Below are 24,801 nucleotides of genomic sequence, written 5' to 3'. Positions count from 1 at the left end.
TCCTTGGTTCTGTGCTTTCACGCGATTTCCGGATCTTCGCAGGGCACCACGACGCTGGCCCCGGCGCTGGCCGGGCCGACGCGGTCGCGGAACGCGAAGAACAGTTCGCGCCCGATGCCGACGCCGTTGGCCGACAGGTCAGGCGTGGCGGCGGGGCGGTCTTCCACGCCCTCGGTCAGCACGTCAAGCGTGCCGGCGGTGGCGTCGACCCGCACGAGGTCGCCGTCCTGCAACTTGGCGAGCATCCCGCCTTCGGTGGCTTCAGGGGCGACATGGATGCAGGCGGGCACCTTACCCGATGCGCCCGACATCCGGCCGTCGGTCACGAGCGCGACCTTGAGCCCGCGATCCTGCAACACCGCGAGCGTGGGTGTCAGGCTGTGCAATTCGGGCATCCCGTTGGCGCGCGGACCCTGGAAGCGGACGACGACCACCGTGTCCTCGGTGAATTCGCCCGCCTGGAACGCTGCCTTCACCGCGTGCTGGTCGTGGAAGATGCGCGCGCGCGCTTCGATCACGTGGCGCTCGGGCGCGACGGCAGACACCTTCATCACGCCGCGGCCCAGGTTGCCGAAGAGTTGCTTCAATCCGCCCTTGGGTTGGAACGGATCGGCGGCGGGGCGCAGGATCCTGTCGTTCAGGCTTTCCTTCGGCCCCTCGACCCAGTCGAGCCCGGTCTCGGTCAGTTGCGGGTCGCGGGTATAAAGTTCCAGCCCGTCGCCCGCCACGGTCTTGGCGTCTTCGTGCAGCAGCCCCTTGCCCAGAAGCTGCGCGATCATGAATCCGAGACCCCCCGCCGCATGGAAATGGTTCACGTCCGCAAGCCCGTTGGGGTAGACCTTGGCCAGCAGCGGTGTGGCGTCCGAGATCTCCTCGAAATCCTTCAGGTCGAGAATGATCCCTGCCGCGCGCGCCATGGCCGGCAGGTGGATGACAAGATTGGTGGACCCGCCCGTCGCCATCAGCCCGACCATGCCGTTCACGAAGGCCCGTTCGTCAAGGATATCACAGGCGGGGCGGTAGTCGTTCCCCAGCGCCGTGATCGCCAGCGCGCGCTGGGTCGCGGCCTCGGTCAGGGCGGTGCGCAGGGGCGTGCCGGGATTGACGAAGGCCGCGCCGGGCAGGTGCAGGCCCATGAATTCCATCAACATCTGGTTGGTGTTGGCCGTGCCGTAGAATGTGCAGGTGCCCGGCCCGTGATAGGAGGCCATCTCGGCCTCCATCAGCTTGTCGCGCCCCACCTCGCCGGTGGCGAATTGCTGGCGGACCTTGGATTTCTCGTCATTGGGCAGGCCGCTCGTCATCGGCCCCGCGGGCACGAACACCGCCGGGATATGCCCGAAGGTCGCCGCGGCCATCACGAGACCCGGCACGATCTTGTCGCACACGCCCAGATAGGCCGCCGCGTCGAAGCAGTTGTGCGACAGCGCGACCCCGGCGGCGAGCGCGATCACGTCGCGCGAAAAGAGCGACAGCTCCATCCCCGGCTGCCCTTGGGTGACGCCGTCGCACATGGCGGGCACGCCGCCGGCGACCTGCGCGGTGCCGCCCGCGGCCTGCGCCGCCGCGCGCATGAGCTTGGGGAAATCCTCGAACGGCTGGTGGGCGGAGAGCATGTCGTTATAGGCCGTGACGATCCCGAGGTTCGGCGCGCGCCCCTCGGCCAGCGTGTCCTTCTGTTCGCCCATGGCGGCATAGGCATGGGCCTGGTTGCCGCAGCTCAGATGGGCGCGCACCGGCCCGTCGTCGCCCGCGCGGCGCATCTGCGCCATGTAGGCACTGCGGGTGGCGTGGCTGCGTTCGCGGATCCGGTCGGTGACGCGGTCGATCGTGGCATTCAGTGGCATGTCGTCTCCTCTGACGGTCAGACGGGAGTCGGGAAAGCATAATCTGTTAGCGATACCAGTGCCACCGGAAAACCGCCAGCCAGCCCGCGGCGCTTGCGCACCGCGTGTGTGGCGTGGCAAGCCCGCAAGGCAAGGGGAAGGGATGTCCGATGCGCGTGCTCGTGGATGCCTGTGTGCTGTATTCCACCGTGCCGCGTGCGCTGGTGCTGGGGGCCGCGGAAGAAGGGGTGATCGTTCCGCTCTGGTCGGACCGCATTCTTGGGGAATGGCGCCGGGCCGTGGCGCGGGACGGGGCGTCAGCCGCGGCGCAGGTCGCCTCCGAGATCGCGCTGGCGCGACTCGCCTGCCCGCAAGCCGAAATTCCCGTGCCGGAAGGTCTGGCAGAGTCCCTGTCGCTGCCCGATCCGGATGACCGGCATGTGCTGGCCGCGGCCATCGCGGGACAGGCCAAGCTTCTGCTGACCCGAAACATGCGCGATTTCCCGGCACGGACACTGGCACGTTACGGGATTTCGCCGCGCGCCCCGGACAGCCTGTTCCTTGAACTGTGGGCTGCGCAGCCCGAAACGGTCGCGGCCATCGCGGGTCCGGTCGTAAGGGCCATGGCGCAGGCAGCGGGGATCGCGCAGCGCGACGTGCTGAAACGGGCCGGGCTGCCGCGTCTCGGCAAGGCACTGGCGCAGGGCTGAACGGCTGCCCGCCGCCTTGCAGTCAGTGCAATGCGGCACTGCGGCATCGGCCGTTGTGGCATGCCGGGGGATGCCCCATCTTCGAACTGTGGCTGCGCTGACCCGGATCGGGGAGGCTGATGGCCACGCCACACAGCCACACCCTTGAGGGAGACGCTAAAATGACCGACCTGATCGCAAGCTTCCGCGACCGCGCCCGCAAACGGGCCGAATACAACCGCACGCTGGCCGAGCTTCGCGCCATGCCCCTGCAAACGATGATCGATTTCGACATCGCACCCAACGATTTCGACCGCATCGCCCGTTCTGCCGTGTACGGACAATGACACGATGCGGCCAGCCGGGCCGGCACCCGGTGCGACACGATGCCGACCGAAAGGGGCGCCCGATGATCGGAGCGCCCCTTTTTCATGGGCGCGGGCCCGTCACGACGCGAACTTGAGGCGCAGGGCCGCCGCCACTTCGGGCGTGACGAACTTGGACACGTCGCCGCCAAGCCGCGCGATTTCCTTGACCAGACGCGATGCGATGGCCTGGTGCTGCGCTTCGGCCATCAGGAACACGGTCTCGATCTCGTCGCTCAGCGCGCGGTTCATCCCGACCATCTGGAATTCGTATTCGAAATCCGACACGGCGCGCAGGCCGCGGATGATGACGGTCGCGCCCACGTCACGGGCGCAATCGATCAGCAGGTTCTCGAACGGGTGCACGACGACCTCGCAGCCCGCATCGCGGGCTTCGGTCTCGAATGCGGCGCGGATGATCCCGACGCGTTCGTCCAGATCGAACAACGGACCCTTGTCGCGATTGATCGCCACGCCGATCACCAGTCGATCCACCAGCGCGAAGCTGCGTCGGATGATGTCGGCATGTCCCAGCGTCATGGGGTCGAATGTCCCCGGATAGAGCCCGATGCGCATGCTGGCCTTTCCCTGTTCTCCTGCTCCCGCGGCACGCAACGATATTGCGCGCAGCTGCGCAAGCGGTCCGGGCCGGTCTGCGCCAATTCGCCAACGCCTGTGACCCGCAGGTCAGAACCCCATGATCATGCCCTGCAGCGCGTCCTTTTCCATTTCCAGTTGCGAAAGCTGGGTCTTGACCACGTCCCCGATGGAAATCAGGCCGACCATCTTGCCCGCATCGTCCACGACCGGCAGGTGACGGAAGCGGCCTTCGGTCATCTTGCGGAAAATGTCGTCGCTGCGATCGTCAAGCCCGCAGGTGATCGGGTTGGCGGTCATGATGGTGTTGACGGTCTGCCCCATGCAGGCCGCCCCCTTGGCGCCCAGTTCACGCACGATGTCCCTTTCCGACACGATCCCATCTGCCGTGTCACCGGTGGCGGATACGATCACGGCCCCGATGCGTTTGGAGGAGAGCAGCTTCGCGGCATCCTCGACGCTGGAGCCGGGACGGACGGTTTCGACCGCGTTGTTTTCCTTCTGTTGCAGGATCTGCTGCACGCGCATTGTATTCTCCTCCTCCGGGAAAGCGTCCTCGTTTCAAGGTCCATCCGTGCGGTCCGGTCTGTCAAGGGCCATCGGGCCGCAGTCCCGTGATCGGCGGCAGGGTGTCCGGGACCGCCGCCATGGCCGGTCCGCGGCATCGTGACGACGCCTTGGCCCGCTGCGCGAACCATCGGACATGAAAAAGGGGCGGCCAGTTTGGCCACCCCTTCATGTCGTCTTGCTGGTGCGATCAGCGCTTGAAGCGTCGCAGACCAGCTAGCCCGCCCAAACCGCCAAGAAGCAGCCACGCTGCCGCCGGAAGCGGGATCGGTTCGGGCGAGTCGAAAGGATCCGGCACAGTGCCGTCGACGGTCTTCGCCCAGACCGAGATGTTCGAGATTCCCCTGTCGCCCAATTGGACGGTATTCCACTCGCCGCTCAAGCTGCCGGCGACCTGGTCCATCAGATAGGCAACGTAGCCGGGACCCGCCTTCAGGACGAAGGCAATCTCGATCATCGGCACCACTTCTTCAGGCCAGTAATTCACGGACCAGTCGCCGCTCTTGGCCGCGCCATCGAAGGCCCCGTCGAAGAACGTCGCGTCGAAGGCACCGAAGCTGATCGTCCCGCCCGTTCCCCCTTCAAGCTGATCGCTCAGCTTGTACCAGTCCATCGAGTCGCCAAAGAGGTCTTCGGCCTCTGTGGCAGGGCCGCCGACCGGGTTGCCGCCACCCACGTTGTATTCGACGCATTGCGTCATGCCATCCGCCGCCAGCACACCGCTGCAAGCCGTTGCGGCAGCCGCTGCGCCCGCGTAGGCGACGGCCATTACCGCTGCTGTCGCTCCGGACTTGAGAAAAAGCGAGATATTCATCAAAGGCTCCAGTGCTTGATAATTAGATGTTTACCAATCTCGGCCCCGCGCCGGTAGAGTATTCCTTGAAAACCGGTTAATTTTCAATCTGGGGTTGCCGAAATAAGCGATTTCTTGCGGGGCCAAGGTTGGGGCTTGCACGCAATACGCGAGCACACGTTTCTTCGTGGCTGCGTGGCACAATTCAGGATTGCAGGGCTGATCAGAGGGCGACTCAGTCCGAGTGGTCCGGTACAGCCATGTCCGGCACGGGCGCGTCCGCCTTGCGGTGTCTCGATGTCTCCTGCGCCGCGATGACCATCTTCCACCACCGTTGGACAAGCGCCGAGTTGTGCTGCACCCTGTCGATATGGTCCCGCTCCTTGGGCCGCCGCCACTGCATCGCAGGCTGCGCCACCCGCATTTCTTGCGCCGCAGCCGGGCTTGACGGCTCGACGGGGCTGGTCTAGCGCCCGACCTGTCCGCTGTCCGCCAGAGGAGCGCCCCGATGCCCGACGACCGTTCACGCCCCCCCCACGCCCAAGGCGCGGTCAGGCCCCGTGCCGACCGGACCAAGCTGGTCCATGGCGGCGTCCGGCGCAGCCAGTATGGCGAACTGTCCGAGGCGATGTTCCTGACCCAGGGTTTCGTCTACGACAGTGCTGAACAGGCCGAGGCGCGGTTCATCGCGGCCGGGCCGGACGAATTCATCTATGCCCGCTACGGCAACCCGACCGTGCGCATGTTCGAGGACCGGATTGCCGGTCTGGAAGGGGCGGAGGACGGTTTCGCCACCGCCTCGGGCATGGCGGCGGTCAGTGGTGCGCTGATGGCGCTTCTGCGTGCGGGCGACCATGTCGTGGCGTCCCGGGCGCTCTTCGGTTCGTGCCTCTACGTTCTCGAAGAGGTGCTGACCCGCTACGGGGTGGCGGTCACCTTTGTCGACGGCACGGATCTTGACCAGTGGCGTGCGGCCGTCCGGTCCGACACGAAGGCGGTCTTTCTCGAAGCGATCTCCAACCCCACGCTGGAGGTGATCGACATCGCCGCCGTGGCCGACATCGCCCATGCCAAGGGGGCCATGGTGCTGGTGGACAACGTCTTCGCTACGCCGGTCCTGCAGCGCTCGCTCGATCTGGGCGCCGACGCGCTGATCTACTCGGCGACGAAGCACATGGACGGGCAGGGGCGCGTGCTGGGGGGCGTGATCCTGGGCACCCGCGACTATGTCCGCAAGGTAGTCGAACCCTACATGAAGCATACGGGTGGCTCCATGAGCCCGTTCAATGCGTGGGTGCTTCTAAAGGGGTTGGAGACGATGGATCTGCGCGTGCGCGCGCAGACCGCGACCGCGCAGGCACTGGCGACGGGGGTACAGGGGCACGCGGCACTGGCGCGGGTGATCTACCCCGGTCTGCCGGACCATCCCCAGCACGATCTTGCGGCGCGCCAGATGCAGGGTGGCGGCACCGTTCTCTCCATCGACGTGGCCGGCGGGCGCGATGCCGCGTTCCGGGTGCTCAACGCGCTGGAGATCTTCACGATCTCCAACAATCTCGGCGACGCCAAGAGCATCGTGACACATCCTGCGACGACGACCCATCAACGCCTGCCCGACGACCGCAAGGCGCAGCTTGGCATCACGTCAGGGTTGATCCGGATCTCTGTGGGACTGGAAGATCCGGACGACCTGCTGGCCGATCTGCGCGCGGCGCTGGACGTGGCCTGAGCCGATCGGTCAGCCCCGCCGACTGTGCCGAGACGCCGGCAAGGACGTGCATTCCTGCGACTGGACAAGCCCTCGGCGCGCGCCATCTAAGGGCGACCGATCCAAGGAGAGCCCCGAGATGAACATCCATTCGCCCGTGCTTGACCGTGACCCGACCCGTGACGAGGCCGCCGAGGCGTTGGCCGTGCTGCGCCGCTGGGCCGCGCAGGCGTCGCCGGCCGAAGTGGATACGCTCGACCCGGCAGTGGCGCGTCTGGCGGGGGATCGCGGCGGGGACGGCTACCCGGACCTGTCCCGGCTCTACCCCGACACGTTCGAGGTCACGCCCGAGTACAAGGCAGCGTTGCCGGACCTTCAGAACGGTCCCGCCAGCCTCATCAAGGGGGCGCGGGCGCAGATCCAGCACGTGGGTATTTCCAACTTCCGCCTGCCGATCCGCTTTCGGACCCGCGACAACGGCGACGTGACGCTAGAAACCAGCGTGACCGGCACCGTGAGCCTTGAGGCCGAGAAGAAGGGCATCAACATGTCCCGGATCATGCGGACCTTCTACACGAAGGCCGAAGAAACCTTCAGCTTCGACGTGATGGAAGCCACGCTTGACGCCTACAAGACCGATCTCGACAGCTTCGATGCGCGCCTGCAGATGCGGTTTTCCTTCCCGATGAAGGTGGCAAGCCTGCGGTCGGGCCTGTCCGGCTACCAGTATTATGACATCGCGCTGGAGGTCGTGGACAAGAACGGGCAGCGCAAGCGGTTCCTGCATCTCGACTACGTCTACTCGTCGACCTGTCCCTGTTCGCTGGAACTGTCGGAACATGCGCGCCGCAGCCGCGGCCAGCTTGCCACGCCCCATTCGCAGCGGTCCGTGGCCCGGATTTCCGTGGAACTGGCCCAAGACGCACCTGTTCTGTGGTTCGAGGACCTTGTGGACCTGTGCCGCGCCGCGGTGCCCACGGAAACGCAGGTCATGGTGAAGCGCGAGGACGAGCAGGCTTTCGCGGAACTCAATGCCGCCAACCCCATTTTCGTGGAAGACGCCGCACGACTGTTCTGCGCGGGGCTTCTGGCAGATGCGCGGATCGGGGATTTTCGGGTGGTCGCAAGCCACCAGGAAAGTCTCCACAGCCATGACGCCGTGAGCGTGCTGACCGAAGGCGACAGTTTCGCAGCCGACAGCATCGATCCGCGGCTTTTCACCAGCCTGTTCCACGTCGGCTGACGGCGCGCCGGGGCGCGGCACCCGTTCATGCCGCTTGCGCATCACGCAGAGCAGAGTTGGTCCGCATGATGCCTGCCCAGCGTGCGCCGGGTCGCCTGCGCGTCATTTTCAAGAATGCGCCGGGTGCACGATGGAATCCATGAAGGCGAGCTTGGCGCGCACCGGATCGTTCAGCACGAACGGATAAAGATCGGGCTGGCCCATGGCCCGGTTCAGGCAGTTCATCGCCAATGTCAGCGGGACCCAGTCCTCGATCGTGCCGTCGAGGTTCCCCGGCGCATAGGGATCGGTGTCCACGACGACATGGGTGCCGCGGCTGCGCAGGCGCATCCCGAAGGCGCGCGCGGTGTCCGACGCATCCACGATATGCAGGTAATGCGCCCATGTTTCCGCGAAATCTTCCCACGGATGCACGGAGGCATAGGCACTGATGTGACGGTCGGCCCAGTCCGGCGGCGGTCCCTCGGCATAGTTGCGTTCCAGCGCCTTGCCGTAATCCGCGCGTTCGTCTCCGAATAGCGCGCGATAATCGTCCAGCCGCCCGCCGTCGCGCACCAGCAGGTCCCAGTAGTAATGACCGATCTCGTGTCGCATGTGGCCTATCAGCGTGCGATAGGGTTCGCCCATGGCGCTGCGGCGTGCCTCGCGCTCCGCATCGTCGCCTTCGGCTATGTTGAGCGTTACGAGACCCCCCGCATGGCCTGTCAGCACCCGTGTCGGCTTTCCGTCCTCGTCCGTGCCATCGGCGAGAAAGTCGAAGGCGAGGCCGCTTTCGGGCCGTTCGGTCAGGGTCGGGTGCGGCAGGCCCCAGCGCAGGATGGAATAGAACAGGTGCCGCTTCGCCCCTTCGATCGCGCGCCAGTTGTCGAGGTTCCCCGGCGGATCCGGATCGGGCACCGTGCGGTTATGGGCGCAGGCGACGCATAGCGGGCCGTCGTCGGCAGCGGCCCAGTTGCAGAAGGCGCTGTCGCGGTTGGCGCAGGGCTGAATCGCGTGGGCATGGACAAAGTTCGCCGCGCGCGGATCGTAGCCGATCATGGCGCCGCAGCTCAGGCATTCTGTGTTGTCGAAATAGACCTCTGCCGCGCAGGCAGGGCAGGCGAAACGCTGCATCGGCGGTGTCTCCCGGGCTTCGGTGCTGTTTCAGCAAGATCGCAGTGCGCACCGCTTGGCAAGGGGGTCCGCTTGACAGGCGTGACGCCGCTGCCCATGGCTTTGCCATGATCGATTTCCGGCCGGTGGGCTATGTCATAGGATTGCTGACCGCCGTGCTGGGGGTCACCATGCTGGCGCCGATGGCGCTGGACCTGCGCATGGGCAATGGCAACTGGTGGGCGTTCCTCATGAGTGGTGCGATCTCCGTCGCGGCGGGTGGGACCACGGCCATCGCCTGCGCCAACGGCGCGCGCGACAAGCTCAGCCTGCAACAGATCTTCTTGCTGACCACGGGCATCTGGGTGGTGGCCCCGATGTTCGGGGCGATGCCGCTGTTCTTCGGCGATACACAACTGCGCGTGGTCGATGCCTTCTTCGAGGCGATGTCGGGCATGACCACGACCGGTTCCACCGTGATGTCCGGGCTTGACGACACCGCCCATGGCATCCTGCTGTGGCGGGGCATGCTGCAATGGTTCGGCGGTGTGGGGATCGTGGTCGTGGCGATGGTGTTCCTGCCCGAACTCGGCGTGGGCGGCATGCAGATCTTCAAGTCCGAAGGGTTCGAAACAGGCGGCAAGATCCTGCCACGGGCCAAGGCGATCGCGGCGCAGATCTCGGTCATCTACGTGGCGCTGACGCTCGCCTGCGGGCTGATCTACGCAGCCCTCGGGATGTCCGGTTTCGACGCCACGGTTCATGCGATGACGACGATCTCGACGGGCGGGTTTGCCAATTACGACGCGTCCTTCGTGGCGTTCAGCGGGGCCGCGCATTATGTCGCCACCATTTTCATGATCCTCGCGGCGTTGCCTTTCGTGCGCTACGTGCAGGCCGTGGCGGGGGACATGAACCCGTTGTGGCGCGACGGACAGATCCGCACCTTCCTGATCGTGATCGCGACGGTCACGGGGCTTCTGACCATCCATCTGTGGTCGCGCGACGGGGCGAGCGAGATCGCGTTCCGCGAGGCGCTGTTCAACGCCGTGTCGGTCATCACGGGCACGGGCTATGCCAGTGCGGATTACGGCGCATGGGGGGCGTTCCCGGTGGTGCTGATCTTTTTCACCGGGCTGGTGGGCGGGTGTTCCGGGTCCACCGCATGCTCGGTGAAGATCTTCCGCTACCAGCTTCTTTTTGCGTCGCTCAAGGCGCAGATCCGGCGCATCCACGCGCCGAACGGCGTGTTCGTCCCGCGCTACGAGGGCCGCCCCGTGTCGGACGATGTGCTGGGGTCGGTGATGATCTTCTTCGTGACCTTCGTGCTCCTGTTGGGGCTGTTTTCCGTGGCGCTCGGGCTGACAGGGCTCGATCTGATCACATCGGTTTCGGGTGCGGCCACGGCGCTGGCGAATATCGGGCCCGGCCTCGGGCCGATCATCGGACCCGCCGGCAATTTCGCCACGCTCAACGATACGGCCAAATGGCTTCTCTGCGCGGCGATGCTGCTGGGGCGGCTGGAACTGATGGCGGTGCTGGTGATCCTGACCCCGCAATTCTGGCGCGATTGATCGAATGCCGTCCGGTTTCCGGGTTGCGATGTTCCGGCGCCGAGGACCGCCATGAACAGCCTGACTTGCCTGTTCGCGTGCCGCGCGTTGGACATCCATGCAGGGCGCAATCCAAGGTTCGGGGCCGGTTGCGGGACCCATCGCACCTGTACTTGGCACGAATGTGTCCACGGGCTCCGGCGGCGCTTTTCAATGAAGGGCCGCAGCGCTAGGTTCGCGTCCATGATAGGTGCATTCTTCAAGCCTGCAGCCCTCGGGGCCATCGCTCTTCTCGTCGGATGCGCAAGCCTACCGCCGCCGCAGGATCATGTCGCGCGGAACGGGCTTCTGATCTACGAACGACCCAACGGCGCGTTCGAAATCGTCGCGCGCCCCGGCACCGCGGGGCCGGCCTATTTCTGCGCGGCGGGCGATTTTGCGCGTGTCCGCCTTGGCGCGCGGGCCACGGACCGGGTCATCATGGTGCGGCCGGACGGCCCGTCGGGCAACATTCCGGGCGCGCGGTCGGCCATCTTCGAAGTGGGACCGCCGGGGCCGCGCACCCAAGCCCTGATCTCCACCGTGCCCATGCGTCAGGCGGGGGCGTCGCTGCCCGTCGCCTCGGCGCAGGCGCTTTGCCGCCCGGATCGCAACAGCCCCCATACCATCAGCTGACTTGGCGCATATAGCGGCAGAAATTCGGGGCTACCCAACCTGTGGTGATCTGCATATAGTCGTGGCCAATGGGGGCGGAACCCCGACAGGAGATGTTCGATGCGCTGTCCCTTCTGCGGCAATGTCGACACACAGGTGAAGGATTCGCGCCCGGCCGAGGATCACGTGGCGATCCGGCGGCGGCGGTATTGCCCGGAATGCGGGGGGCGCTTCACCACCTATGAACGGGTGCAGCTGCGCGATCTCGTGGTCATCAAGACAAATGGCCGGCGCGAGGATTTCGACCGCGACAAGCTGGAAAGGTCGATCCGTATCGCCCTGCAGAAGCGGCCCATCGAACCCGAGCGCATGGACAAGATGATTTCCGGCATCGTGCGGCGGCTCGAAAGCCTTGGCGAGCAGGACATCCCGTCGCGTACCATCGGCGAGATCGTGATGGAGACGCTCGCGCGGATCGACACGGTGGCCTATGTGCGTTTTGCCAGCGTCTACAAGAATTTCCAGGCCGCGGACGATTTCGACCGGTTCGTGGCGGAACTGCGGCCCGAGGCGCCCTCCGGATCGTGACCGGCACGGGGGCCGATGCGCGGTTCATGGCGCTCGCGCTGGCGCTTGGCGCCCGCGGGCAGGGGTCGTGCTGGCCCAACCCCGCCGTGGGCTGCGTGATCGTGAAGGATGGCCGGATCGTCGGGCGCGGCTGGACCCAGCCCGGCGGGCGACCCCACGCCGAGACCGAGGCACTGGCGCAGGCCGGGGGCGCGGCGGCGGGGGCCACGGCCTATGTGTCGCTCGAACCCTGCGCCCATCACGGCAAGACACCGCCCTGTTGCGACGCGCTCGTGGCCGCGCGTGTGGGCCGTGTCGTGATCGCGCTGCGCGATCCTGATCCGCGGGTGAACGGCGGAGGTGTCGCGCGCATCCGCGCCGCGGGCATCGCTGTGACCGAGGGGCTGTTGGCGGACCGGGCCGAACAGGTCCATGCCGGGTTTCTCAAACGCCAGCGGGCGGGGCTCCCCGCGCTGACCCTGAAACTGGCCGCGAGCTTCGACGGGCGCATCGCCACGGCGTCCGGGGAAAGCCGCTGGATCACCGGACCGGACGCGCGCCGCCACGTGCACCTGATGCGTGCGCGCCACGACGCGGTGCTGGTGGGCGGTGGCACGGCGCGGGCGGATGACCCCATGCTGACGGTGCGCGACCTTGGCGTGGCCCGGCAGCCCGTGCGCGTCGTGGCGTCTCGCCGTCTCGACCTGCCCGAAGATGGGCGGCTGGCCGGCAGCGCCGCCGATGTACCGCTGTGGCTGCTGCACGGTGCCGACGCACCCGCCGACCGCATCGCGCAATGGCAGGCGCGTGGCGCGCGATGCATGGTGGTGGCCGCCGGTGCGGACCGGCAACTCGACCCGCTGGCCTGCCTTCAGGCGCTCGGATCTGCGGGGATCAACTCTGTCTTCTGTGAAGGCGGTGGAGCGCTGGCGGCATCGCTGCTAAGCGCCGGTCTGGTGGACGACCTGATCGGCTATTCGGCGGGCGTGGTGCTGGGGGCCGAAGGCTGGCCCGCCTTCGGCGCGATGGGGCTTTCGGCGCTGGCGCAGGCGCCGCGTTTCGCGCTGGTGGAAACCCGGTCGCTGGGTGGCGACGTGTTGCACCATTGGCAGCGGCTAAGGAACATATCGGCATGACCGACGCGCCGATCATTTCCATCGATGGGCTGACCAAAACCTATGCGGGCGGCTTCACGGCGCTGCATGACGTGAGCCTGACCGTCCAGACCGGCGAAATCCTCGCCCTTCTCGGGCCGAACGGCGCGGGGAAGACGACCCTGATCTCGACCATCTGCGGGATCACGCAGCCTTCTGGCGGGCAGGTTCGCGTCGGCGGGCATGACGTCGTGACCGATTTCCGCGCTGCGCGGCGGCTGATCGGGCTGGTGCCGCAGGAAATCGTGCTCGAACCCTTCACCCGCGTGTGTGACACGGTGGCGTTTTCGCGCGGCATCTTCGGGCTGCCCCATGACGCCGCACTGATCGAGGATCGTTTGCGGCGGCTGACCCTGTGGGACAAGCGCGACGCGATGCTGCGCGAATTGTCGGGGGGTATGCGGCGGCGGGTGATGATCGCCAAGGCGCTGGCCCATGATCCGCGGGTGCTGTTCCTGGACGAACCGACAGCCGGCGTGGACGTGGAACTGCGCCGGGACATGTGGGCGATCGTGCGCGACCTGAAATCCCGCGGTGTCACGATAATTCTGACCACCCACTACATAGAGGAAGCCGAGGCCATCGCCGACCGCATCGCCATCATCAATGGCGGGCGCATCGGGCTGGTGGAGAACAAGCACGCCCTGATGCGCAGGCTGGGCCAGAAGGAGCTGCGGATGGACCTGAACAGGGCTGTCGACGGGCTGCCCGACACGCTGCAGGGCCGCGGGCTGGATCTGTCCGACGACGGCCGGGCGATCCTCTATCGCTACACGGTCGGCGCGGGTACGGATATCGGCCCGCTTCTGGCCGATGTGGCGGCTGCGGGGCTGGGGCTGCGCGACGTGCGCACGCAGGAAAGCTCGCTGGAGGACATCTTCGTCGATCTGCTGCGGGAGACGCCATGAACCGGATCGCCATCTGGACGATGTATCGCCACGAGATGGCCCGCTTCCGCCGCACGCTCGGGCAGAGCCTTCTGTCACCGGTCCTGTCCACCGCGCTCTACTTCGTGGTATTCGGCGCGGCACTCGGATCGCGGATCGACTCCGTCGAGGGCATTCCCTATGGCGCATTCATCGTGCCGGGGCTTGTGCTCTTGAGCGTGATGACCCAGGCGGTCAGCAACGCGTCCTTCGGCATCTACTTCCCGAAATTCATCGGCACGATTTATGAACACCTGTCGGCGCCCGTCAGCTATGCGGAGATTCTGCTGGGTTACGTGGGGGCCGCGGCGACCAAGGCACTGATCGTGGGTGCGGTGATCCTTGCGACCGCATTCTTCTTCGTGGAGTTGCGGATCGCGCACCCAATGGCGATGCTTGCGTTCCTCGTGCTGACGGCGGTGTCGTTCAGCCTGCTGGGATTCATCATCGGCATCTGGGCCCGTAGCTTCGAACAGTTGCAGCTTGTGCCGCTTCTGATTATCACGCCGCTCGCCTTTCTTGGCGGCAGCTTCTATTCGATATCCATGCTGCCCGCGCCGTGGCAGACCGTGTCGCTGTTCAATCCGGTGGTCTATCTCGTGTCGGGGTTCCGCTGGGCCTTCTTCGGGCTTGAGGACATTCCTGTGGCGTTCAGCCTGCTGGCCATCGCGGGCTTCACGGGCGCATGCCTTGCGGTAGTCGCATGGATCTTCCGCACCGGATGGCGGTTGCGGGACTGACGGTCAGGCGATCCGCATGGCGGGCTTGCGCGCCCATGCGGGCAGGCGCGTGTTCTGCACCAGCGACACGGAGGGCGCATAGCGGCCCCCTAGCGCCAGCGTGGCCGCGCGCAGCATCTCGATCCCGTCGTCGGATTTTGCGGGCAGGGCGCTGGCCGAGATCGCCTCCCCAACCGTGATGCGGTAGGGCTGCTTGTGCTTGTTCAGCGTCTCGTGGAACAGCGTGATGTCGCGCAGCGTCGGGTGGATCAGGTCGAACAGGTAGAACAGCGCCGAATTCCGCGACCGGATGTTGACGGGGATGACCGGCAGGTCGAACTTGCGCGCGATCATCGCGGCCGAAGCCATCCAGGGCCGTTCGAACAGCCGCAGCCCGCGCCGCTTGGCCAGCCGCCCGGACGGAAAGATCACGCCGAGCCGACCGTCATCGACGGCCTTGCGCGTATAGGCCATCGTCTCGCGCGTCTTGGCATGGGTGCGCTTTTCGAGCCGCCATTCCACCGGGCAGATCATGCTTTCCATCTGCGGCAACACGCGCAGGATGTCGCTGTTGGCGTAAAAGAACGCGTCCGTGCGAACCTTGGCAATCATCGCGTTCAGGATGATCCCGTCCGCGATCCCGGTCGGGTGGTTCGCCACCACCAGCGCTGCACCCCGTGATGGCAGGTTGTCCAGCCCGTCGATTTCCACGTCCTTCGCAAGGATCCCGCCCATGATCGCCATGATCTCGAGCGTGCTCTTGTCTTCTAGGAACCGGCCCAGACGCAGGGTCCGTTCGTAACCGAGCATCCGCATCAGCACGGCGCGCGCGGTTTTCGACGTGACGCGGTCGGCGAAGAGCCATGGCGCCCGTTCGGCAATGAGGGGATCGAGTCGGTCTTCCATGGCTCCACCAAGTACTGCCACGATGGCAACAGCTTCGTGACAGTCTACCGATTTGTCCGCCGTTTGACCAGCAACCCGGCGAAGCGTCACGCAGACCGACCCGCGTTCAGCGCCGTGACCGGCGCAGGATGGCAAGTCCGCCCAGACCGGCCAGAACCAGCGGCAGGCTCGCGGGCAGCGGAACCGGTGCCGTCAGCTCGTTCCGGACCCGCACGCCGAGATCGGGATAGTCGGTGAACACCGCGTCCATGCCGAGCGCGAAGTAGGTTCCGAACTGCGTCCGAGCAGCTTCGATGCTGGTCGGGCGGAACGTCCAGCCATGCACCTCGAGGCCGAGCGCGTGGGCCGCTGCGATGAAGTCGGCGTTCAGGGACGGGCTCGACAGGGTCACGCCCACGCCGCCGGCAAAGCCCGCGAGGGTTTCAAGACTGCTGATCGTGCTCGTGGTGAAATCGAACACGCCGAACGCGCCCGGTTCGCCCACGGCGGCGCCCAGAGCCGCGACAGGCACATCCATGCCCAGCCCGGCCTGGTAGAGCGCGATTTCCAGCGCACCATCATGGCTGAAGGTCTGGATGTAGCTGTTCTGGTCAGCGCCGGTGAAGCCCGCGGCATCCATCTCGTCGACGATCTTGCGCGACAGTTCGGACCGGTTGGGGGTCTTCGACTCCGGGTAGACGCCGATCTTGTCGCCCGTCGCGGCGTTATGCGTGTTCACGAAATCCAGTACCTCGCGCAGCGTAGGCACGGCAAAGGGCGCGGCCGTGCCGGGTGTGAAGCCGGGATAGGACGTGGCGGCGGGTCCGGTGGGTTCGACGGTCAGCGTCTTGATCTCGGCCAGCGTGAATTCGGACACGTCGTAGCCGCCATTGCGCGCGGCGAACAGGGTCTCCACGTTGGTCGTCCGTGCCAGCGAGGTATCGTGCATCGCCACCAGCGCGCCATCGGCGGTCAGTTGCACGTCCGGCTCCACGATGTCCGCGCCCATCCGGATGGCCAGTTCATAGGCACCCAGCGTGTGCTCGGGCAGATAGGCGGACGCGCCGCGATGGGCGATCACCAGCGGCGCATCGCCGTCGAGCGTCAGGAAAGAGGCGGCGTGACCGGGCAGGGACAGCGCGGCAAGGCCCGTGGCAAGGACGAGGGAACGGATCATTGGGAGACTCCCGGGGAGAACACGATTAACGGACGCTACCGGTAGCCCGGCAGCGTGACGTGTTCTTTACGGCGGTGTGACTCTTTCGTGACCGCGCTCAGGCCCCAAGGATGCGGCCGACCATCTCCCCCGTGTCCCGTGACAGGCCCGGCGCGGCAGCAATCCTGTCAAGTGCCGCGCGCATCATCGCCTCGCGGTCGGCATCGTATCGCCGCCACGTCTCGAACACGGTGGTCATCCGCGCGGCGGTCTGCGGGTTCACCGGGTCGAGCCGGATCAGCCAGTCCGCCATCAGCGCGTAGCCAGATCCGTCGGGATGGTGGAACCCGGCGGCATTGCCGGCCAGCGCGCCGAACACCGCGCGGAAGCGGTTCGGGTTCTTCCAGTCGAACGCGGGATCGCGGGTGAGCCGTTCGGCGGTGGCGGCCGCGTTCTCCGGCCGGGCAAGAGCCGGTTGCAGCGCGAACCACTTGTCCATCACCAGCCGGTCGCCCTGCCAGCGGTCGCGGAAAGCGGCGAGCGCGCCATCGCCCTTGCCAGCGCGCACCAGCGCCGACAGGGCGGCCATAGTCTGGGTCATGTTGTCCGCGGTGTCGAACTGAGCACGCGCCCGCTCGGCGCCATCCCGGCGCGAAAGCAACGCCAGCGCCGCATTGCCAAGCGCGCGTCGGCCTGCCGATACAGCATCGGGGCTGTAGGCGCCGGGCACCTGCATCGTCTCGTGAAGCGCGGCAAGACGTGGTTCCAGGCTGGCGGCCATGGCAACCGACATCGTCTCGATGGCTGCGCGGATCGCCGTCGGGTCCGGGGTCACGCCAGTGTCGAACAGCGTCTGCGCGACATCGTCCTCGCCCGGCAGCGCCAGCACCAGCGCGCGGAAGGCGGGGTCGAGCGTGTCATCGTCGAGCACACGCCCCAGCGCATCCAGATAGGCTGGATCGGGCGCGGCCCCGTCCGTCACCATCGTCACCAAGGCGGATTTGGCCAGCGACCGCCCGGCCTCCCACCGGTTGAAGGGATCGGTGTCATGGGCCAGCAGGAAGGCGCGCTCCGCCGCGTCCGGCTGGCGCGTCACGATCACGGGGGCGGAGAACCCGCGCAGGATCGACGGGATCGGACGGTCGGGCAGCCCGTCGAAGGTGAAGCTTTGCTCCGACCCGGTCAGTTCCAGAAGGGTCGTCGGCACCATTTCATGACCGTCCCGCGCCAGAAGTCCCACCGCCACGGGGATCACAAGCGGTGCCTTGTCGGGCTGGCCGGGGGTCGGCGGCGTGTGCTGGCGCAGTGTCAGGGTATAGGTCCCGTCCGCGAAATCCTCGGTCACGTCGATACGCGGTGTGCCGGCCTGCGCGTACCAGAGCTTGAACTGAGCGAGATCCCGCCCGGTCACGTCCTCGAATACCTGCAACCAGTCCTCTATCGTGCAGGCCTGCCCGTCATGGCGATCGAAATACAAGGTCAAGGCGCGGGCATAGGCGTCATCTCCCACAATCCGTTTGAGCATCCCGATGAGTTCCGCGCCCTTTTCATAGACAGTCGCCGTGTAGAAATTGTTGATCTCGACAAAGCTTTCGGGCCGCACCGGATGGGCGAGCGGGCCGTTGTCTTCGCGGAACTGCCGCCCGCGCAGGGCGAGCACGTCGCTGATCCGCTGCACCGGCGCGCTGCGTTCGTCGGCCGAGAACTGCTGGTCGCGGAAGACCGTCAGCCCTTCCTTCAGGCACAGCTGGAACCAGTCGCGGCAGGTGATGCGGTTGCCGGTCCAGTTGTGGAAATACTCATGCGCAATGATGCTCTCGATACGTTCGAAATTGGCGTCGGTCGCGGTGTCGGGGCTGGCGAGCACGGCGGCAGCGTTGAAGATGTTCAGCCCCTTGTTCTCCATCGCGCCCATGTTGAAATCGTCGACCGCGACGATGTTGAACACGTCGAGATCGTATTCCCGCCCGTAGACCCGTTCGTCCCACGCCATCGACCGCTTCAGTGCATCCATGCCGAAGGCGCATTTGTGCAGATCGCCCTGCCGGACCCAGATCGCCAGATCGACATGTTTGCCGGTCTTTGTGGTGAAGCTGTCGCGATGCGCCACGAGATCCCCCGCGACCAGCGCGAACAGATAGGCGGGCTTGGGCCATGGGTCGTGCCATTCGGCCCATCCGTCGCCGCCGCCCACCGGGTTCCCGTTGGACAGAAGCACGGGGTCAGGCCCTTCGATCCGCACGGTGAAGGGGGCCATCACGTCGGGCCGGTCGGGATACCACGTGATCTTGCGGAACCCTTCGGCCTCGCACTGGGTGCAATACATCCCGCCCGAGCGGTACAGCCCCTCCAACGCGGTGTTGGCCTGCGGGTCGATTTCCACCTCGGCCTCCCACACGAAGGGCGTGTCGGGGACGGCGCAGGTGATGCCGCCCTCCGCCGGTTCCGGCGTGACGGGCACACCGTCGATCGTCGCGCGGATCGTCTTGAGCCCCTCGCCATGCAGGAAGAAAGACCCTTTCGCGTCCGGGTTGGGCCGGAACGCAATGCGCGAAACGACCCGCGTCGCCGACGGGTCCAGCCGGAATGTCAGGTGCACGCTGTCCACCCAGAAGGCGGGCGGGGTATAGTCGGCAAGGCGGATGGTCTTCGGGGTCGTCTGGGGCGTCGCGTCGCGCATCATGTCCTCCGATCGGGTTGTGGCAGATGTATCGGTTCGGACGGTCGGCACAAGGGCAGGGGCTTTCCCGCCGTGATCGGTCCTCTATCTCACGGGCATGGATGCGATCCTCTGGTTCAAGCGCGACCTTCGCCTTTTCGACCATCCGGCTCTTGCCCTTGCGGGGCAGAGCGATGGTCGCGTGTTGCCGCTTTATGTCGTGGAACCGGGCTACTGGGCGCAGCCCGACACGTCCGGGCGCCAGTGGAACTTTAGCGCCGAGTGTCTGACGGACCTGCGGGCCGCCTGTGCCGCGCAGGGCGCACCGCTTCTGGTGCTGGTAGGCGATGCGGTCGAGGTTCTGGCGGACCTGTGCCGGGCCCACGGCATCACACGGATCGTGAGCCACGAGGAAACCGGCAACGGCTGGACCTATGCCCGAGACCGGCGCGTCGCCGCGTGGGCCGCGGCGAACGGGGTCGCGTGGGATGAGGTGCCGCAATCCGGGGTCGTGCGGCGGCTGAACCACCGCGACGGCTGGTCGGCCCGGCGCGACCGGTTCCTGCGCGCGCCGCAGGTCTGCGCCGCTGCCGCCCGGCTGGATACCTTCGGCGAAGACCCCGGCGCGATCCCCACCGCCGCGGATCTGGGTCTTGCCCCCGATCCTTGCCCCGGTCGGCAGGCAGGCGGGCGGGGTGCCGCGCTGTCGCTGCTGGGCGGGTTCCTGACCGAACGCGGGCAGGGGTATCGTGCCGCCATGTCCTCGCCGCTGGCGGGCGAATGGGCCTGTTCGCGGCTCTCGCCTCATCTGGCGCTCGGCGCCCTGTCGGGGCGGGAGGCGTCGCAGGCGGCAGGTGCCCGCCAGCGCGAGGTGCGCGGCAGCCGCGACGGCTGGGCGGGGTCGCTCAAGTCGTTCCAGTCCCGGCTCGCGTGGCGCGACCACTTCATGCAGAAACTGGAGGACGAACCTGCGCTGGAACACCGCTGCCTGCATTCCGCCTATGAGGGGCTGCGCCCGCGTGACCCCGATCCGGTGCGGCTGGCGGCATGGGAAGCGGGGGAAACGGGCATCCCATTCGTCGATGCCTGCATGCGGTACCTGAACCATACCGGCTGGCTGAATTTCCGCATGCGGTCGATGCTGGTGGCGGTGGCGTCCTATCACCTTTGGCTCGACTGGCGGGTGACGGGGCTGCACCTTGCGCGGGCCTTCACAGATTACGAGCCGGGCATCCACTGGTCGCAGATGCAGATGCAAAGCGGCACGACAGGCATGAACACGGTGCGCATCTACAACCCGGTCAAGCAAGGGCACGACCAGGACCCGGATGGCGTCTTCACCCGCCGCTGGCTGCCGGAGCTTGCGGAGGTGCCCGACCGTCACCTTCAAACGCCGTGGACATGGGAGGGGGCCGGCAGATTGCTCGACCGCCGTTACCCTGCGCCCATAATCGATGTGCAGGCTGCCGCGCGCGCCGCCCGCGACAAGGTCTGGGGCGTGCGCAAGGGCGGCGCTTTTCGCGACGAGGCGCAGCGCATTGTCCACAAGCACGCGAGCCGCAAGGATTCTGTCGGCCATTTCGTGAATGACCGCGCACCGCGCAAACGAACCAAGGCGCAGGACGACCGGCAGGGGAGCTTCGGGTTCTGATGCCGCGCGGTGTGAAGAAGGCCGATCTGCCCACCAAGACCTGCGCAACCTGTGGCCTGCCCTTCTCGTGGCGCAAGAAATGGGCACGGGATTGGGAAAACGTGCGCCATTGTTCGAAACGATGCGCTGGTGCACGCAAGACCGCTGCCGCGCGCAGCATCCCCCGCTGACGCCGCCCGGTTTTGCATCAGCGCACAGAGTTCCGGCGCAGTGTGCGAAGTCGGTTGTCGACGCGACCGCGCCGCGTGCTTACCTTCAACGCAGTAGTCTTCGAGGATCACCATGCCGCGCCCCATCGTCGGGATCATAACCAACAGCCATCTCATCAACGATGAATACCCCGCCCATGCGGGGGGCGAGATGAACAGTTCCGCCGTGGCCGAGGTCGCGGGCGCGCTGCCGCTGCTGGTGCCAGCCGATCCCGCGCTCGTGCCGCTTGAAGACCTGCTCGACACCTGCGACGGGTTCCTGCTGACAGGGGGCCGGCCCAACGTGCACCCCGAAGAATACGGCGAGGAAGCGACGGAGGCCCACGGTGCCTTCGACCGGGCCCGCGATGCGCTAACGCTGCCACTGGTGCGGGCCTGCGTGGCACGCGGGCAGCCGGTGTTCGGCATCTGCCGCGGTTTCCAGGAGGTCAACGTGGCCATGGGCGGCACGCTGCACCCGGAGATCCGCGATCTGCCGGGGCGCATGAACCATCGGATGCCCCCCGACGGCACGCTCGAAGAGAAGTTCGCCCTGCGTCACAAGGTGCATTTCACGCCCGGGGGCGTGTTCCACCGGCTCTTCGGCGCCGAGGCGGTCGTGACCAACACGCTGCACGGGCAGGGGATCGCCCGGTCGGGGCCGCGGATCGTGGTCGATGGCCGGGCCGAGGACGGCACGCCCGAGGCCATCCATGTGCGCGACGCGCCCGGTTTCACGCTCTCGGTGCAATGGCATCCGGAATGGAACGCCGCCACCGACCCGGTGTCGCGGCCACTGTTCGCGGCGTTCGGGCAGGCCGTCGCCGACTGGGCCGCGCGCGGCGGGCGGGCCGCGCTCAGGACCGCCTGACGCCCGCGCCCCGCAACCGCTTTTCCATGCTGAAACTGGTCAGCGTCGTCCCGCCGAGGTCCACCTGGATCTCGCCCATCTCGCGCCAGCCCTGCTTGATGAAGAACCGCCGGGCGATGTGGCTTGCCTCGGTGGTCAGCCGGAACAGCCCGCGCGACTCTGCCTCGGCGAGCACGCGGTCATGGAGCGCTGCCGCGACGCCGGTTCCCATCGCTTCGGGCAGAACGAAGGCGAGATCGAGAAACCCGTCACGCCCGAGCGTCATGAACCCCGCCATCTGGCCGTCGCGCTCGGCCACGAGCGTGATCTCCTCGCTCAGCCGCTGGCACCATTCGGGCGGCGCGTCTATGGCACCTGCCCAAGCGGCACGCTGGGTCGCGTCATAGGCACTGGCCGCACCTTCGCGCACCGCACGGTCGAAGATGCGGGCCAGTACGGGCGCATCTTCTTCGCGGTATGGACGAACATGAATCGGTGCTGTCCCCGTCTCCGGCCGCTGTTGCACCCGCGCCTCCGGTCTGCGTTCTGTCACTTGGTCACTCGCTACATGCCCGATTTTGTCCCGATACTGGCCTTTCCGTGTATGCCAAGCGCGATTTCCCGTCCATCCCGATCCGCCGCATGGGTTAGCGATTGGATTTGACCTGCTCGGTTGATGACGATAGGCGCCACGACATATTGTTTCGGGTCCGGCGGCTCGGTCGCGGCTGCCTCTTTTGGCAAAGGATACGACTTGCTGCGTAGCGTGCTGAAATGGATGGATCTTCCGCCTGTCTGGCTTGCGGTGTTCGCGGCGCTCGCCTGGGTGCAGACCACGCGCCTGCCGGTCGGGCAGCCCGGTCCTGCCGTCGTCGATCTGGCTGGTGGGCTGCTGGTCGGCGGCGGGATCGTGCTGATCGGGCTGGCGGCCCACGCGATGATGCAGGCGCGCACGACGCTGATCCCGCACCGTGACCCTGATGCGCTGGTGACGACCGGCATCTTCCGGCGGACCCGCAACCCCATCTATCTTGGCGATGCGCTGATCCTTGCCGGTCTCATGCTGCGGTGGGAGGCGTGGCCGTCGCTGATCCTGCTGCCGCTTTTCGTCTGGGTCATCACCGACCGTTTCGTTGTCCCCGAAGAGGCCCGCCTGCGCGACCATTTCGGCGCGGCCTTCGACCGATACGCCGCCACGACGCGGCGCTGGATCTGACATGCCCGCATGCATCCATGTGCCACAGTGCCTGCTTCGTCGGGCCCGGTCCGGCCCAACAGTTCACTTGCAATTCCGGGCGTGGTATCGCACCCCCGTGCAGGGATTGACGTGCGCGCTGGCGGGCGGACCATCGCGCGCCGCAAGGTGCCATGAGGAAGGAGCGATCTTTTGAAATTCGGTGTCATACGTGAAATCGAACCGGGCGAGGCGCGGGTCGCGCTGACCCCGGCCTCGGCCGAGCAATTGGCCAAGCTTGGATACGACTGCTGCGTCGAGGCCGGGGCCGGAACCGCCGCGGGGATCGCGGACAGCGATTACGAGGCTGCGGGCGTCAAGGTTCTGCCCGACGCTGCCGCCGTCTTCGCCGAAGCGGACGTGATTGCCAAGGTCCGCCCGCCGCGCGACGCCGAAGTGGACATGCTGCGCGAAGGACAGACGCTGATCGGCTTCTTCTGGCCCGCCCAGAACGAGGCGCTGCTGGAACGCGCCAAGGAGCGCGGTGCGACCGTCGTCGCGATGGACATGGTCCCGCGGATTTCACGCGCACAGAAGATGGACGCGCTGTCATCCATGGCCAATATCGCGGGCTATCGCGCCGTGATCGAGGCCGGGGCGAATTTCGGCCGCTTCTTCACCGGGCAGGTGACCGCCGCGGGCAAGGTGCCTCCGGCCAAGGTGCTGGTCGTCGGCGCGGGTGTGGCCGGTCTCGCCGCCATCGGCACGGCGACATCGCTGGGCGCCATCGTGCGCGCCTTCGACGTGCGCCCCGAGGTGGCAGAACAGATCGAGAGCATGGGCGCGGAGTTCCTGTTCCTCGATTTCGAGGACAGCCAGGACAGCGCGGGCACGGGTGGCTATGCCGCGCCGTCGTCGCCCGAGTTCCGCGAAGCGCAGCTCAAGCTTTTCCGCGAACAGGCGCCCGAGGTGGACATCGTCATCACCACGGCGCTGATCCCGAACCGCGAGGCACCGGAGCTTTGGACCAAGGATATGGTCGAGGCGATGAAGCCCGGCTCGGTCATCATCGACCTGGCGGCCGAAAAGGGCGGCAACTGCAAGCTGACCGTCGCCGACGAGAAGATCGTGACCGACAACGGCGTGACCATCATCGGCTACACCGATTTCCCCAGCCGCATGGCCACGCAGTCGAGCACCCTCTACGCTACGAACGTGCGGCACCTGATGACCGACCTGACCCCCGAAAAGGACGGTCAGGTCGTGCACAACATGGATGACGACGTGATCCGCGGCGCCACCGTTTGCCACAAGGGCGAGATCACCTTCCCGCCGCCGCCGCCCAAGGTGAAGGCCATCGCGGCCGCGCCCAAGAAAGACAAGCCCAAGGAACTGACGCCCGAGGAAAAGCGCGCCGCCGAAGTGGCCGCATTCAAGGCGCAGACGCGCCAGCAGGTCACTCTGCTGGTGGCAGGGGCCGTGCTGCTGCTGGGGGTCGGTCTGGTCGCACCGGCGAGCTTCATGCAGCACTTCATCGTCTTCGTTCTGGCGGTCTTCGTGGGCTTCCAGGTGATCTGGAACGTCAGCCATTCGCTGCACACCCCGCTCATGGCGATCACCAACGCCATCTCGTCGATCATCATCCTTGGCGCGCTCATGCAGATCGGGTCGGGGTCGTTCCTTGTCGTGCTCCTGGCCGCGCTGTCGGTCTTCATGGCCGGGATCAACATTTTCGGTGGCTTCCTCGTGACACGGCGCATGCTCGCCATGTTCCAGAAATCGTAA

General features: G+C 66.6%; 25 protein-coding genes. 15 read left to right on the top strand and 10 right to left on the bottom strand.

Annotated elements, in window-relative coordinates; genetic code table 11:
- Positions 1 to 17 precede the first annotated feature (17 nt).
- Positions 18 to 1,847, bottom strand: a complete 1,830-nt coding sequence (gene edd / locus DDE13_RS03855) for a phosphogluconate dehydratase (RefSeq protein WP_111401644.1) — start codon at positions 1,845 to 1,847, stop codon at positions 18 to 20.
- Between the two features lie 149 nt (positions 1,848 to 1,996).
- Between edd and DDE13_RS03850 the strand changes: the two genes are divergently transcribed.
- Together DDE13_RS03850 and DDE13_RS23170 are read left to right on the top strand one after the other, a co-directional pair.
- Entirely contained in the window at positions 1,997 to 2,536 is a 540-nt protein-coding gene (locus DDE13_RS03850) for an RSP_2648 family PIN domain-containing protein (protein ID WP_111401642.1), read from the top strand.
- 161 nt (positions 2,537 to 2,697) lie between these two features.
- The gene (locus DDE13_RS23170; RefSeq protein WP_222626022.1) at positions 2,698 to 2,862 is read left to right on the top strand and encodes a hypothetical protein; all 165 of its coding nucleotides are present in this window, start codon (positions 2,698 to 2,700) and stop codon (positions 2,860 to 2,862) included.
- Positions 2,863 to 2,961: 99 nt separating this feature from the next.
- On the opposite strand, the gene coaD is transcribed toward DDE13_RS23170, so the two are convergent.
- The 4 genes from coaD to DDE13_RS03830 form a co-directional block, all read right to left on the bottom strand.
- Positions 2,962 to 3,456, bottom strand: a complete 495-nt coding sequence (coaD, locus tag DDE13_RS03845) for a pantetheine-phosphate adenylyltransferase (protein ID WP_111401640.1) — start codon at positions 3,454 to 3,456, stop codon at positions 2,962 to 2,964.
- A gap of 111 nt (positions 3,457 to 3,567) precedes the next feature.
- Positions 3,568 to 4,005, bottom strand: a complete 438-nt coding sequence (locus DDE13_RS03840; RefSeq protein WP_111401638.1) for a CBS domain-containing protein — start codon at positions 4,003 to 4,005, stop codon at positions 3,568 to 3,570.
- Positions 4,006 to 4,234: 229 nt separating this feature from the next.
- Positions 4,235 to 4,813: a VPLPA-CTERM sorting domain-containing protein gene (locus DDE13_RS03835; protein ID WP_162630842.1), complete on the bottom strand. Its 579-nt coding sequence runs from the start codon at positions 4,811 to 4,813 to the stop codon at positions 4,235 to 4,237.
- Between the two features lie 259 nt (positions 4,814 to 5,072).
- On the bottom strand, positions 5,073 to 5,255 hold the full coding sequence (locus DDE13_RS03830; protein ID WP_111401634.1) for a hypothetical protein: 183 nt from the start codon (positions 5,253 to 5,255) through the stop codon (positions 5,073 to 5,075).
- Positions 5,256 to 5,345: 90 nt separating this feature from the next.
- Here DDE13_RS03830 and metZ point away from each other — a divergent pair, with 90 nt between their 5' ends.
- Complete coding sequence (gene metZ, locus DDE13_RS03825; protein WP_111401632.1) at positions 5,346 to 6,566, top strand: O-succinylhomoserine sulfhydrylase; 1,221 nt, start codon at positions 5,346 to 5,348, stop codon at positions 6,564 to 6,566.
- A 118-nt stretch (positions 6,567 to 6,684) separates the two neighbouring features.
- On the top strand, positions 6,685 to 7,788 hold the full coding sequence (gene folE2, locus DDE13_RS03820; RefSeq protein WP_111401629.1) for a GTP cyclohydrolase FolE2: 1,104 nt from the start codon (positions 6,685 to 6,687) through the stop codon (positions 7,786 to 7,788).
- 108 nt (positions 7,789 to 7,896) lie between these two features.
- Here folE2 and DDE13_RS03815 read toward each other — a convergent pair whose 3' ends face one another.
- Positions 7,897 to 8,901 (bottom strand): zinc-binding metallopeptidase family protein, encoded by a 1,005-nt coding sequence (locus tag DDE13_RS03815; protein WP_111401627.1) that lies wholly within the window; start codon positions 8,899 to 8,901, stop codon positions 7,897 to 7,899.
- Positions 8,902 to 9,008: 107 nt separating this feature from the next.
- On the opposite strand from DDE13_RS03815, the gene DDE13_RS03810 reads away from it, so the two are divergent.
- The 6 genes from DDE13_RS03810 to DDE13_RS03785 all read left to right on the top strand — a co-directional run bounded on the left by DDE13_RS03810 (position 9,009) and on the right by DDE13_RS03785 (position 14,474).
- Positions 9,009 to 10,454: a TrkH family potassium uptake protein gene (locus tag DDE13_RS03810; RefSeq protein WP_111401625.1), complete on the top strand. Its 1,446-nt coding sequence runs from the start codon at positions 9,009 to 9,011 to the stop codon at positions 10,452 to 10,454.
- 222 nt (positions 10,455 to 10,676) lie between these two features.
- A complete protein-coding gene (locus DDE13_RS03805) occupies positions 10,677 to 11,108 on the top strand; it encodes a hypothetical protein (protein ID WP_111401623.1) in 432 nt (143 codons plus the stop codon).
- A 99-nt stretch (positions 11,109 to 11,207) separates the two neighbouring features.
- Entirely contained in the window at positions 11,208 to 11,675 is a 468-nt protein-coding gene (gene nrdR / locus DDE13_RS03800; protein WP_111401621.1) for a transcriptional regulator NrdR, read from the top strand.
- 26 nt (positions 11,676 to 11,701) lie between these two features.
- Positions 11,702 to 12,790: a bifunctional diaminohydroxyphosphoribosylaminopyrimidine deaminase/5-amino-6-(5-phosphoribosylamino)uracil reductase RibD gene (ribD, locus tag DDE13_RS03795; protein ID WP_111401690.1), complete on the top strand. Its 1,089-nt coding sequence runs from the start codon at positions 11,702 to 11,704 to the stop codon at positions 12,788 to 12,790.
- The gene (locus DDE13_RS03790; RefSeq protein WP_111401619.1) at positions 12,787 to 13,716 is read left to right on the top strand and encodes an ABC transporter ATP-binding protein; all 930 of its coding nucleotides are present in this window, start codon (positions 12,787 to 12,789) and stop codon (positions 13,714 to 13,716) included. Before ribD ends, DDE13_RS03790 begins: the two co-directional genes overlap by 4 nt.
- Positions 13,713 to 14,474 (top strand): ABC transporter permease, encoded by a 762-nt coding sequence (locus DDE13_RS03785; protein WP_111401617.1) that lies wholly within the window; start codon positions 13,713 to 13,715, stop codon positions 14,472 to 14,474. Before DDE13_RS03790 ends, DDE13_RS03785 begins: the two co-directional genes overlap by 4 nt.
- A gap of 3 nt (positions 14,475 to 14,477) precedes the next feature.
- Here the strand turns inward: DDE13_RS03785 and DDE13_RS03780 are convergent, their stop codons facing one another.
- From DDE13_RS03780 to pepN, 3 genes are all read right to left on the bottom strand, one after another.
- Positions 14,478 to 15,359, bottom strand: a complete 882-nt coding sequence (locus tag DDE13_RS03780) for a lysophospholipid acyltransferase family protein (RefSeq protein WP_111401615.1) — start codon at positions 15,357 to 15,359, stop codon at positions 14,478 to 14,480.
- 106 nt (positions 15,360 to 15,465) lie between these two features.
- Positions 15,466 to 16,515 carry a glycerophosphodiester phosphodiesterase family protein gene (locus DDE13_RS03775; RefSeq protein WP_111401613.1) on the bottom strand — a complete coding sequence of 350 codons (1,050 nt, stop codon included), beginning with the start codon at positions 16,513 to 16,515 and terminating at the stop codon, positions 15,466 to 15,468.
- A 97-nt stretch (positions 16,516 to 16,612) separates the two neighbouring features.
- Positions 16,613 to 19,174: an aminopeptidase N gene (gene pepN / locus DDE13_RS03770; RefSeq protein WP_111401611.1), complete on the bottom strand. Its 2,562-nt coding sequence runs from the start codon at positions 19,172 to 19,174 to the stop codon at positions 16,613 to 16,615.
- Between the two features lie 97 nt (positions 19,175 to 19,271).
- Between pepN and DDE13_RS03765 the strand changes: the two genes are divergently transcribed.
- The 3 genes from DDE13_RS03765 (at position 19,272) to DDE13_RS03755 (ending at position 21,863) form a co-directional block, all read left to right on the top strand.
- On the top strand, positions 19,272 to 20,804 hold the full coding sequence (locus DDE13_RS03765; protein WP_111401609.1) for an FAD-binding domain-containing protein: 1,533 nt from the start codon (positions 19,272 to 19,274) through the stop codon (positions 20,802 to 20,804).
- Positions 20,804 to 20,974 (top strand): DUF2256 domain-containing protein, encoded by a 171-nt coding sequence (locus DDE13_RS03760; RefSeq protein ID WP_111401607.1) that lies wholly within the window; start codon positions 20,804 to 20,806, stop codon positions 20,972 to 20,974. Before DDE13_RS03765 ends, DDE13_RS03760 begins: the two co-directional genes overlap by 1 nt.
- A 112-nt stretch (positions 20,975 to 21,086) precedes the next feature.
- Positions 21,087 to 21,863: a gamma-glutamyl-gamma-aminobutyrate hydrolase family protein gene (locus DDE13_RS03755; RefSeq protein ID WP_111401605.1), complete on the top strand. Its 777-nt coding sequence runs from the start codon at positions 21,087 to 21,089 to the stop codon at positions 21,861 to 21,863.
- Here the strand turns inward: DDE13_RS03755 and DDE13_RS22755 are convergent.
- The gene (locus tag DDE13_RS22755; RefSeq protein WP_162630841.1) at positions 21,850 to 22,368 is read right to left on the bottom strand and encodes a GNAT family N-acetyltransferase; all 519 of its coding nucleotides are present in this window, start codon (positions 22,366 to 22,368) and stop codon (positions 21,850 to 21,852) included. The genes DDE13_RS03755 and DDE13_RS22755 overlap by 14 nt on opposite strands.
- A gap of 243 nt (positions 22,369 to 22,611) precedes the next feature.
- Here DDE13_RS22755 and DDE13_RS03745 point away from each other — a divergent pair, with 243 nt between their 5' ends.
- Complete coding sequence (locus DDE13_RS03745; RefSeq protein ID WP_111401686.1) at positions 22,612 to 23,058, top strand: methyltransferase family protein; 447 nt, start codon at positions 22,612 to 22,614, stop codon at positions 23,056 to 23,058.
- Positions 23,059 to 23,229: 171 nt separating this feature from the next.
- On the top strand, positions 23,230 to 24,801 hold the full coding sequence (locus DDE13_RS03740) for a Re/Si-specific NAD(P)(+) transhydrogenase subunit alpha (protein ID WP_111401603.1): 1,572 nt from the start codon (positions 23,230 to 23,232) through the stop codon (positions 24,799 to 24,801).

It is taken from the genome of Meridianimarinicoccus zhengii (assembly GCF_003254465.1).
Taxonomy (GTDB): domain Bacteria; phylum Pseudomonadota; class Alphaproteobacteria; order Rhodobacterales; family Rhodobacteraceae; genus Meridianimarinicoccus; species Meridianimarinicoccus zhengii.
Note: the sequence above shows the minus strand (reverse complement) of the source record. Positions and strands in the feature narration are given on the sequence as shown.